Genomic DNA, 12,337 nt, shown 5'->3' on the forward strand with positions numbered 1-12,337 from the left:
GGCCGCCTCGTCGAGCCGCTCGCGCAAGCCGGCACGTTCGGCCTCACCCGCCGCGAGGTCGGCGGCGTACCGGGCGCCGACCAGCGCCCGGGCCAGGGCTGCGCCGAGCGCGACACCGACGAGCAGCGCCGCGAAAAGGGCTGTGACGAACACGGTCGTGGTCATGGCAACACCGTGTCACCGACCACTGACAAGACTCCTCAGGCGCGGCCGACCCACGCCTAAGACCCAGGTCAGCAGCCCGCAGGGGCGATAACGCGGAATCCAGCGAGCCACGTGATAGGCAGGCCGACGTGAGCGAATTCGACGACGCGATGCGGCTGACCGTCCTGGAGCCGGGCCGGGCCCGCTGCGAGTTCACACAGGGCTGGCTGATCGGCCGGGCGGTCAACGGCGGGGTGGTCATGGCGCTCGCGGCGACGGCCCTGCGCGAGCACCTCTCCGGCGGCCGACACCCGGATCCACTGGTTCTCAGCGCGTATTTCCTGTCGGCGACGCTGCCTGGACCGGGCCTGGCACACGCCCAGGTGCTGCGGGAGGGCCGCACGATGACGACGGCCCAGGTCAGCGTGACCCAGCCGCGCGAGGGCGCCGAGGTCGAGGTCGAGCGGCTGCGGGCGATGGCCACCTTCGGCGAACTGGACGAGACCGCATCCGCCGAACGCATGCCCCCGCTGCCTGCGGCTCCGGCCCCGCAGGACTGCGTCGACACCCGGCAGGCGCGATCGGACTTCCGGCCGCCGCTCATGGATCGCATCGACCTGCGGCTCGACCCGGCGTGCGTCGGCTGGGCGGTCGGCAAGCCCTCGCGGCAGGGGCGTATGCGGGGCTGGCTGCGGTTCGCCGACGGCCGTCCGATGGACACGATCTCGCTGCTCCTGGCGCTCGACGCGCTGCCTCCGGTCACCTTCGACCTGGGACTTCGGGGTTGGGCGCCGACGCTGGAGTTGACCGCGCACGTGCGGGCTCGACCGGCTCCGGGTTGGGTGTTCGTCGACTGCCGCAGCGAGACCGTCGCGGGCGGCCTCTTCGAGGAAGACGCGCGGATCTGGGATTCGACCGGCCGGCTCGTGGCCCAGTCCCGCCAACTCGCGGCGCTGCCGCGGCCCGGCTGGGCGCCGGGGTCAGGCGACGCGACTCCCGCCGAGCCGGGGGAGTCGTCCCCGGGGCCAGGGGAGTAGCCGGGGCGGCCAGGGAAGGGTCCGGACCGGTGCCGCGCGGCCGGTAAACTCCTGACCCCGTGGCCCTCACTATCGGAATCGTCGGACTGCCCAACGTCGGTAAGTCCACCATGTTCAATGCCCTGACGAAGAACAACGTGCTCGCCGCGAACTACCCGTTCGCGACGATCGAGCCGAACGTCGGTGTCGTGCCGCTGCCCGACCCGCGGCTGAACGTGCTGGCGACGATCTTCAAGAGCGAGAAGATCCTGCCGGCCACGGTCTCCTTCGTCGACATCGCGGGCATCGTGCGGGGCGCCTCCACCGGCGAGGGCCTGGGCAACAAGTTCCTCGCGAACATCCGTGAGGCCGACGCGATCTGCCAGGTCATCCGGGCGTTCGTCGACGACGACGTCGCGCACGTCGACGGCAAAGTCGACCCGGCCGGTGACATCGAGACGATCAACACCGAGCTGATCCTGGCCGACCTGCAGACGCTGGAGAAGGCGGTGCCGCGGCTGGAGAAGGAGGTCAAGGGCAAGAAGGTCGAGAAGGCCGACTACGACGCGGCGCTCGCGGCCCAGCAGGTGCTCGAAGAGGGTCACACGCTGTTCGCCAAGGCCGCCGAGCGCGGCATCGACCTGGCCCGGCTGCGCGAGCTGGGGCTCATGACGACCAAGCCGTTTCTCTACGTCTTCAACGTCGACGAAGACCAGCTCACCGACGAGGCGCTGCAGGCGCAGCTGTCGGCGCTCGTCGCGCCCGCGGAGGCGATCTTCCTCAACGCCAAGCTCGAGATGGATCTCGCCGAGCTGGAGGCCGACGAAGCGGCCGAACTGCTGGAGTCTGTCGGCGTCACCGAGCCGGGCCTGGAGCAGTTGGCGCACAAGGGCTTTCGCACCCTCGGCCTGCAGACCTACCTGACCGCCGGGCCGAAGGAGTCGCGGGCCTGGACGATCCGGAAGGGCTGGACCGCCCCGCAGGCCGCCGGGGTCATCCACACCGACTTCCAGAAGGGCTTCATCAAGGCCGAGATCGTCTCCTACGACGACCTCGTCGCCGCCGGCTCCATGGCCGACGCCAAGGCCGCCGGCAAGGTGCGCATGGAAGGCAAGGACTACGTCATGGCCGACGGCGACGTGGTCGAATTTAGGACTGGGCTTACGTCAGGTGGCAAGAAGTGAAGACGACACTGGGAGCGCTGGCATGAGTGATCTGATTCCACTGCGTAACGCTTGTGTGCCACGAGAGGATGTGCTTGAGGGCGGTCTCGCCGATAATCACTTCGCAGCACAGCTCGACAAGGTTGTACGCGACGCCGAGCACTATCCGGTTTACGGCGACGCGGAGGCATTCTTTGCTCAGACCTACCCGACTTCCGGGTTGAAGACCCTTCTCACCAAGACCTTCGGTCGTATTGCTGGGGCGAAAGGCGTGGCAGGAGAGAACGGAGTCTTGCGGCCAACTACCTCCTTTGGTGGCGGCAAGACCCACGGCCTCACAGCGGTCTACCACCTGGCGGGTGGGGCGCGACCCGCCAACATCGCAGAGTTCATCGACCCAAGCCTGCTTCCGGACGGTGCCGTTCAGGTTGCCGCGCTCGTCGGTGATGCTCTCGACCCCGCCGCCGGGGTTGACACCGATGGCCACCGCACCTACACCCTGTGGGGCGAGATGGCGGCACAGATCGGTGACAACGCCTTCTCGGTGATGGCTGCCAATGACGCCGAGCGCACGGCGCCGGGAACAGGCACCATCAAGGCGGCCTTCGGCGGCAAGCCAACGATCGTCATCGTGGACGAGATCGCCAAGTACCTGCGAGCGGTATCCTCCTCGGGCAGCGAGGACGTGCGTCGCATGGCCCGCGCGATCCCGGTGTTCCTGGGGAACCTGTTCGAGGTCGCGTCTGACCCGACCAATCGGGTCTCAGTCATCATCACGCTGGCGGCGACCACCAACGCCTTCGGTGCAGAGACCACTGAGATCAGCGATCTCACCGGCGACGAGAAGGAACGAGCCGACGCAGCGAACGCGGCCTCCGTCAAGGCAGCGGAAGAGACCGGGGACGTACTGACCCGCGCCGTGCAACCATCCGCGGTGATCCGCCCTGCCGACGACAACGAGATCGGCGAAATCCTCAAGAAGCGCATCTTTTCCTCTGTCGATCAAACTGCCGCGACCGCTGCTGGTGACGCCTATCGAGGCTTGTACGAGACACTCGGCAAGACCGAACAGTTGGCAGGCGGCGCCGAACACCCTGCGACCTACGGCGAACTGGTCACCAAGACGTACCCATTCCACCCTGAGCTGGTCCGTGTCCTCGACAAGCGCCTCGGCAACATCACACAGTTCCAGCGAGCCCGAGGTGCGCTGAAGTTGCTGGCCGAAGTCGTGGCACACATCTACGCGACGAACGATGACACCGCGATCATCAACGTTGGCGACATCGACTACGACAACGACCCGGTGCTGAACCATCTCACCGATGGTCTCGGACGGGCCGAGTACGCATCTGTGGCCGAGGGAGACTTCGCAGGCAAGAAGTCGCACTCCGCAGCAGTGGACGCTGATGTCTTCCCCGGCAAACCGGCCTACACCACCCGTGTCGCACGCACCGTGTTCACTCATTCGCTTGAAATGGTGGCGACCGCAGGAGCTGGCCGCAACGACTGGATCGTCGGCACGCTCCGCCCAGGCGAAGACACCGCCATCTTCGAGAAAGCACTCACGGAGTCCGAGAAAGTCTTCTGGCATCTATCGTTCGACGGGGGGCGGTGGCGCTTCAACATCGAGCCGAACGTCAACGCCATCATCGAGACCGAGAAGCGCAACGTCGCCAATACCGCTGTTGCGGCGATGGTCGACACTCTCATCCGCAACGCGTTCGCCAACGACGGTGGCGCCAAAGCTGTGCACTTCCCGTCGGGTCCCGCCGAGGTTCACGACGAAGCCGGGCTACGAGTGGTCGTACTCGACTACAACGTCGTGGCTGTCACGCCGAAGAGCGCAGAGCAGCCACCTTCCGCAGTCGTTGAAATGCTGGATAAGGTCGGCTCCGTCGGCAGCCCGCGCACCTACCGCAATGCTGTGGTGTTTGCAGTCCCCGATGAAGAGCAAATCGAAGTGCTGAAAGACCGAGCACGAGCTCTGATCGCATCCAACAACCTCGCCAGCGACGCCGCTCGACTCGCACAGTTCAGCGACGAGGTGCGCAAGAAGGTAGAGGTCTACAACAAGGAAGCCACGCTCAACGCCCGTATCGCGGTGACCCGCTGCTACAAGCACATCTACTTTCCCTCTGGGGACAAGGCGACCGGGTACCTCCGCCACCGTGAGCTCCCGGCTCAGGCGCAAGGGGACACGAAGAATGCGACCTCAGCGGTATTGAGTTTGCTCGAAGACGAGGACAAGATTCGGAGCAGTCCGTTCACTGCCTCGTACCTCCGGTCGAAGACCTGGCACGCTGTAAACTCCGCCACCACACGCTCGATCGCCGACTACTTCTGGACTGACCACACGATCCAGATCGTCCGCAACCCGAACCTGATTCGTGAAGCGATCGTCAACGGGGTGAAGAACGAGAACTGGGTCTACTACGACGCGGGCACGGGCAAGACTTACACGGCAAGCACGATGGCCGGCTTCTCGCCCGAGATGAAGCCTGACGCCGAGGTGATGACCGCTTCCGAAGCACAGTCACGAGGCCTGCTCGTTCGCAAGCCGACCCAGGCAGACTTGCGTGCCGTCATCACTAACGATGACCTCACCGGAGCCGAGATACGTTCCCGCCTCGAAGCCCAGTGCGGCGGCGAGCCCACCAAGACCGACGTCCTCGAACTGCTCGCCACTGCGGTACAAGCCAGCGACTACAAGTGGTTCGTCGTCCTCGACGCGGAGCCTAGCCCTGGCGTTCGGGCACTGTCGCCGTCTGCGATCAAGGACAAAGGACTCGACGGCCTGCGCATCCTCAGCCGGGAAGCAGCCGACGCGCAAGAGATCGAGGTGCCGACCCGCACACCGAACTCGAAGACCTTCAATGCAGCCGGCCCAGGCGGCGCTGCAATGCAGAGCCTCCTCGATCAGATTTCGGACTTCACGGTCCCGACGGTAAGCACGATGACCTTGAAGGTCACCGCCGACGAGGCCTCAGGCACCAGCGACATCGACCTCGCTGTGGCAGCGCTCGGCATGCTGCAAAAGCAACACATCACCGTTCGTGCGACGATCCGCGCCGAGTTCAAGGGAGTCAACGGCGGAGTCCAGTTCCAGGGCACCGCAGACCGTCAGGACTTCCAGTCCGCGTATAACCATGTGAAGAAGTCCATCGCCGGGGCGAACAAGGTAGCGGGCGAAGTCACCCTCGTCTTCCGATTCGCCCCCGCTCTGGACATCACCGATGCTCAGTTCGGCCAGATACACACGGTCGTCAAGAACCTCGGCATGAAGAGCACCACCATGACGGCCGAGGTGACCAAGTGAACGCGGTCAAGCGGTTCCGCCCCACATCCCATCTCGCACTGGTCGAAGGCGTCCGAGGGTTCCGACTCGTCATCACGCCGGGCCGAGGCGAAGCCTTCGGAGTAACGCTTGAAGAAAGCTACGGCGAGAACGGCAGCTCGATCACGGCACCGGTCAGCGTGGCCACACCCGTTCAAGCTGGACGCGTGATTGATGCGCTGTTCGCCGCGGTTCGCAAAGCCGGACACCAGCCGAGCGTGCTGGCTTTCAAACGCAAAGCGCCCATTCGTCTCGGCGAAGCCGAGGGCGTCCGCCTTGCGCTGGTCCTGCTCGCGACCCTACCCATTGCCAAGCATGAGCGGGTCCGGGCGCTCGTCGCCGGAATCAACGCCATGAGCGTCGAGGAGACCTACTACTGGTACTCCAAGTGCATGGGACTCGATGGCACCCGCGCCCGCAAAGCACTCCGAACCCTCCTCGCCGACTAAGGACACGACGTGACCAACTCAAGACCACGGGTCCTCATCGAGGACTGGCTACCCGTCGCAGAACTCGGAATCGAGTCGCGGCGAGAGCGCGGAGCGGCCTCCGCCCTACCACCGCTCTCGTTCCTTCACATCTGGTGGGCGCGTCGGCCACTTGTGGCTTCCGCCGCTGTGGCTCTCGCTGGCGTCATGCCGACATGGACCGAAGAGTTGGCCGAATCGTTCCCAGACGCGCCAGAAGTACGCAGTGAATTGGACTACAGGGCATGGCTGCTGCGCCTCGTCGGAATCCTGGGGGACCCCGTCAAGGGACGACGCATGATCGATGCCGCCAACGCTGCTGGCGTGAAGTTGCAGGGCAACGGGTACGGCTACCGTCAGGCGTTCCGAAACGCAGTGGCGCGCTCAGACATCGATCTGCTCCATTCCATTCTTCGTCGAACCTGGGGCGAGCTTCCGACCGTCGCTGACCCGACCGCCGGCGGAGGGTCGATTCCCTGGGCTGCGAGCCGACTTGGGCTGCCTGTCGTGGCAAACGACCTCAGCGGAGTCGCGGCCAGCGTCCTGCGGGCGGGGGTCGAGATTCCTGCAACTCGCGGGCTTGACCTGTTGCCCGAAATCAAGAGATGGGGTGGCGTTCTCGTCAATCGCGTGGAGAAGCGACTTAAGGAGTTCTTCCCTCTGGACGAAGGTGAAAGCGTCACCGCCTACATCTGGGCAAATGCTGTCCCTTGTCCGCGCACCGGCCGACTCGTCCCCTTGCTGACGGACAAGTGGCTCCGCAAGCAAGCGGGCAAAGAGGCAGCTGTGCGCTTGATTTTGTCAGCAGACGGTGCTGACCTTCAGGAGCCACGCTTCGAGGTCGTCCTTGGTCGGGACGTAGACAGGGGCGATGCAAGTGCAGGGACCATAGCGCGTGGGAAGGCGATCTCGCTTTACGACAATCTCGTTATTGATGGTGACTACATCAAGGAGGCAGCCCAGAGCGGCCAAATGGCGCAAGTCCTCTATGCCGTCGCCATCCGTAAGGCGTCGGGCGAACGCACCTTCCGTGCGCCAACCCGTGCCGATATTGATGCACTGCGGGCTGCGGATCGTCGCTTCGACGAAGTCAAAGATGGCTGGTTCGTTTCGGGCATCCTTCCTACAGAGGAATTCCCCGATGGTAATGACCTGCGGCCGAAACACTACGGGCTTGAGCGTTGGATCGATTTCTACACTCCGAGGCAGGCGTTGGTTCACGGCACGTTCGGTGAGGAGTTCGCCGCGTTGATCCCCGAAGTGCGTGACGCTCTAGGCGACAGAGCGGACGACGTCCTCTTCGAACTCGCGCTCATGCAAGGCAAAGCTCTCAACTGGAACTCACGGCTTTCCTCATGGAACGTTGCGCGCCAGGGGATGAGAAGCGTCTTCGACCGCCATGACTTTTCTTTCAAGTGGACATTCGCCGAGTTTGAGGGTGCATCAGCGTTGTATTCATGGTGCCTCGACCAGCTCGACGACGCCTATGGTGGAATCGCGCGTCTCCTCGACGAGACCGGGGCGGCAGAGCTTGGAACGAACACGCGGCTTCATCGCGAGGTTACCGTCACGCAGGGCAGCGCAGCGAGCCTCACGCTCGATGCGGGCTCCGTGACTCATATCTGCATGGACCCGCCCTACTACGACAATGTCATGTACGCGGAGCTCGCCGACTACTTCTACGTCTGGGAGAAGAGGACTCTCGGGAGACTAGTTCCCGACTACTTCCGGGACGAGCTTACGGACAAAGACAACGAAGCCGTTGCCAACCCCGCCAGATTCGCGATGATGGGGAAGCGCAAGAGTGAGCTGGCCGACCTCGACTATGAGACGAAGATGACATCAATCTTCTCCGAGTCGCGTCGCGTTCTGTCAGACGACGGAGTCCTCTCGGTGATGTTCACTCACAAACGAGCCGAGGCGTGGGATACACTTGGTATGGGTCTCCTACAGGCGGGCTTCACGATTGAAACATCGTGGCCTGTCAACACTGAGTTCGAGCACTCTATGCACCAGGCAAACATGAACTCTGCAGCTTCGACCATCATGCTGGTGTGTCGAAAGCGAACCGACCGCGCCGACGGCCGCAAGGTCTATCTCGAAGACATCGAGCACGATATCCGCCTCGCAGCACGCGACGCGGCGACACGATTCCAGCATGGCGGTATCGACGGCGTTGACCTTCTCCTCTCGACTTACGGCCCAACGCTGTCCGTGATCTCGCAGAACTGGCCCGTCTACTCGTCCACTCCGGACGCTGATGGGCGGGACCAGTTGCTCCGCCCCGAAGATGCCCTGGCTCTGGCGCGCGAGGAGATCGTGGACCTTCGTCGTTCCCGCCTCGTCGGGCAGGCCGCAAAGGTGGATGGGCTCACTGACTTCGTCCTGTTGGCGTGGGATACGTTCGGTGCGCGGGAATTCCCGTTTGATACGGTTAGACTGCTTGCTCTTGCGGTGGGCGGCTTGGATGTGGACGACTTGGAGCGTGCCAAGATCGTGTCGAAGTCTTCCGGGAAAGTGTCACTGCTAACGCCGAAGGAACGGTTGCGGCGCGGTGCTGACTCGGGCCTTCCCGGCGTCACACCTGAAGCATCCTCGTTCGAGTACATTATTGACGCTGTCGACACTGCGCTCTACATTGCCGAGGTGGACGGCCAGCAGGCCGCCAAGCGCTTCCTCGATCGCCACGGTTACACCAGCGATGCCGGGTTCATTTCCACCCTGCAAGGTCTGGCGAACGCGATCCCACGTACCAAGGTCAAAGGTGCTTGGGTGGTGCCGGAGGCTGGGCTCATCGACACACTCTGCACGCTCTACTTCGATGATGTGGTTCTACCGGAAGCGGAGGATTTGGCCGCACAGACAGACCCCAATGAGAACACGTTGTTCGACGTGGTGTGACATGACACTGGACGACAGCGACGCTCTATCACCTGGATCGTCGGCGCCGCCTGGCGGACCGGCGAGTTTTGAGCTGTCCTCTGGGGACTCTATTTCGTCGCCGGATTCGTTCCAGACTGTTGATCTTGGAGCAACCTACTCGCCGGATGACCGTCCGTTCGAGACGTTCTATCTACCGTTGCTGTCTCGGGCGGTGACCTACGACAGAGCTGTGGGCTACTGGTCCGCGTCCGAGCTTCAGTACGCAGCGCAGGGCACCGCCCATTTCCTCGCGAACGGCGGGAAGATGCGCCTGATCGTCGGTGCGCAACTCGCACAGCGAGACGTGGACGCCGTCATCGAGGGCAAGCCGCTCGACGACGTAGTGGCGGCGAGGCTGCTCGCTGATCCGGACCTTGCTGGGACGCGGATTGTACAGAGCGAGCATCTGAGCGTGCTTGCGTGGATGGTCGCTACGGACAGGCTTGAGATTCGTGTTGGTGTCCCGAGGGGAGAAGACGGTGAGCTGCTGACGCTCCTACAGTCGGGACGCTACTTCCACACCAAGTACGGCATCTTCGCGGATCGGTACGGGAATCGAGTCGCCTTCAACGGATCGAACAACTCGTCGGTGACGGCCTGGGCGAGGAACCATGAGACGTTCGACGCCTACCCATCCTGGAATGTGCCGATCTGGGACTACCTGGGTGTCCACAAGGTGCTTGATTTCGAGAAGCACTGGACCGACAACGCTGATGCAGGATGGGCGATCATAGACCTGCCGTCGGCAGTGCGGAAGCACCTCATCGAGCACGCCCCCGAGACCCCGCCGCTTCCACCCGGCGTTGTCTCGCCACCTTTGGAGACGCCGACCTCGTCCGAAGACGACACCGAGGAGTTCGATGTCGAGGCAGCATGGGACGAGCTCGTCGCACTGCGCGATGCACCAACCGCGTCGCCCTGGACGGGCGTCGGATCGGCATGGGCGCAGCCTCTCCCGCACCAAGCGAAGCTCATCAGCCGTGTCGTGAGCACCTACCCGCGCGGCTACCTGCTCGCCGACGAGGTTGGGCTCGGCAAGACCGTGGAAGCGGGCATGGTCCTCCGCGAACTCTTCACATCAGGCCAGGCGAAGAAGGCGCTGCTGCTCGTCCCCGCCTCCGTGATGAAGCAGTGGCAAGAGGAACTCCACGAGAAGATGAACCTCGATGTTGCCCGCTTCGACAAGGGTGCTTTCATAGATCGTTACGATGCGCCAATCCCGGTCGATCCGAACGCCAATCCGTGGTCCGCGTTTCCCATCGTGCTCGCTTCGTCGCACCTTGCTCGCCGTCGCGACCGCCGGCGGCAGATACTCGACGCCGGTCCGTGGGACGTTGTCCTGGTCGACGAGGCTCATCATGCCCGGCGACGCGGCTCCAAGTCGACCGACACTCCGAACTCATTGCTGGGGCTGCTTCAAGAGATGCGCGACAAGGAGATGTGGCGGGCGCTGTACCTCGCCACGGCAACACCGATGCAGATGAACCCACATGAAGCCTGGGACTTGATCTCCCTGCTCGGGCTCAAGGGTCGGTGGGGCGTCAGCGCCGAGGACTTCATCCGGTACTTCAAGCTGCTGGCAATCGACCCGATGCACCGGCACTGGGACCTGTTGTGCGCGATGCTGGATGACTACTTCGCCGACCCACAGGCCGAGCGGGACGCTGACCTCGAACGGGAGATCGACAACGCACTCGGCTGGACGGGCGCGTACGTGGTCACGGCTTTAGCCGGGAACCCGCCGAGCGCAGACCTGAAGGCCAAGTTCCCGAACGAGACCTCCGAGTGGATGGACAAGTGGCTCCGTCGCCACACTCCGATGCGGGATCGTGTCTTCCGCAACACCCGAAAGACCATGCGCGACTACCAGGCAGCCGGGATCATCCCTGACGACGTGGTGATCCCGTATCGCCACGTCAAGGACGAGTTTATCCCGCTACAACCGAACGAGAGACGCCTGTACGAGCGGATCGAGGAGTACATCCGCCGCCACTACAACGCTTACATGGCCGAGGCTGGCAGTCAGGCGCTCGGGTTCATCATGACCGTCTATCGCCGCCGACTGACCTCCTCGTTCGAAGCGATCAAACGGTCTCTTCGCCGTCGCCTGAGTGTGTTGGAGAACGGCAAAAACCTCGCCGAGCTGCTCACCGACGACGACCACGTAGATGTCGAAGGTTCGCTGTTCGAGCCAGAGGCCTTCGACACGAGAGCCGACCGCCTCCGTGACGAAATCGCAGAACTCAAGTCGTTCCTCCAAGACCTCGATAGCATCACGGGCGAAGACAGCAAAGCGAGCAAACTTGTTGCCGACGTGACCGAGGCTCTGAACACGTACTCCTCTGTCGTCGTCTTCACCCAGTACGCCGACACGATGGACTACGTCCGCGAGCGGCTTCTCACGGCGGGGTATCGCCGCCTCGGCTGCTACTCGGGCCGAGGTGGGGAGGTCTACAACGTCGAGTCTGGAAGCTGGACCGAGGTTACGAAGTCGGAGATCAAGACCAGGTTCCGCAGTGGCGAGCTTGAAGTCCTCATCGGCACAGACTCCATGAGCGAAGGTCTGAACTTGCAAACGTCCGGGCGACTTATCAACTACGACATGCCCTGGAACCTCATGCGCGTCGAGCAGCGAATCGGGCGCGTTGACCGCATCGGTGCGTCGTACAAAGACATCCGCATCAGCAACTATTTCTACGCTGACACGGTTGAGGAGCAGGTCTACAAGGGCATCGCCGAGGACTACGGTGACTTCACCGATATCGTGGGCGACGCGGCCCCAGTGCTCGCCAATGTTGAGAAGGCCATCGAGCGGTTGGCGTTGACCGGCCACGCAACGACCACCGAGATCGACTCCGAAGTCGGACAGATTCGTCAGCAGGTCGAGGACATCCAGAATGAGCCTGTCGGCAACGACGACATGGGCGAACCAGGAGGTGGCGGTCGGATCAAGCAGCCGCCAATGCTGGAGGGCGGGACATCTCCGCGAGACCTGGAACGTGTACTCACCGCGAACGGCCTAACCAGTGCTGCCTTCGAGTCCGACCCTTCCCGTCCTCGGGTGTATTGGCTCAAGCCCCCGGCGGAAGCACTCTCGGCTCTGTCTTTCCAGAAAGACGATGGTGTGCACGACATCGAGGAATACTTCGATCCGTCGCCGCTCGCGCCACTGCCCGTGACGTTCGATCGTGCTACCTGGGATGAGAGCGATGACGCTGACCTGATCTTCCTGACTTATGGGACACCTGAACTCGCGGCGCTGTTGCCCGCTGACACCGAGCACTTCAGACC

General features: G+C 63.4%; 6 protein-coding genes. All 6 read left to right on the plus strand.

Features of this window, described 5'->3' with window-relative positions; genetic code table 11:
• Positions 1-293 precede the first annotated feature (293 nt).
• The gene (locus PINTE_RS17090; RefSeq protein WP_245643023.1) at positions 294-1,181 is read left to right on the plus strand and encodes a thioesterase family protein; all 888 of its coding nucleotides are present in this window, start codon (positions 294-296) and stop codon (positions 1,179-1,181) included.
• 59 nt (positions 1,182-1,240) lie between these two features.
• Positions 1,241-2,344 (plus strand): redox-regulated ATPase YchF, encoded by a 1,104-nt coding sequence (gene ychF, locus PINTE_RS17095; protein ID WP_068433178.1) that lies wholly within the window; start codon positions 1,241-1,243, stop codon positions 2,342-2,344.
• 22 nt (positions 2,345-2,366) lie between these two features.
• Positions 2,367-5,639, plus strand: a complete 3,273-nt coding sequence (locus PINTE_RS17100; RefSeq protein ID WP_084343725.1) for an ATP-binding protein — start codon at positions 2,367-2,369, stop codon at positions 5,637-5,639.
• Positions 5,636-6,106, plus strand: a complete 471-nt coding sequence (locus PINTE_RS22855; protein WP_157087326.1) for a DUF7680 family protein — start codon at positions 5,636-5,638, stop codon at positions 6,104-6,106. Before PINTE_RS17100 ends, PINTE_RS22855 begins: the two co-directional genes overlap by 4 nt.
• 9 nt (positions 6,107-6,115) lie before the next feature.
• Positions 6,116-9,025, plus strand: a complete 2,910-nt coding sequence (locus PINTE_RS22135; RefSeq protein ID WP_084343726.1) for a DUF1156 domain-containing protein — start codon at positions 6,116-6,118, stop codon at positions 9,023-9,025.
• Between the two features lies 1 nt (position 9,026).
• Positions 9,027-12,337: DEAD/DEAH box helicase (locus tag PINTE_RS17120; protein ID WP_169798560.1), on the plus strand; the 3,311-nt coding region annotated here is incomplete at its 3' end.

This window comes from Piscicoccus intestinalis NBRC 104926, assembly GCF_001515525.1.
GTDB classification, from domain to species: Bacteria; Actinomycetota; Actinomycetes; order Actinomycetales; family Dermatophilaceae; genus Kineosphaera; species Kineosphaera intestinalis.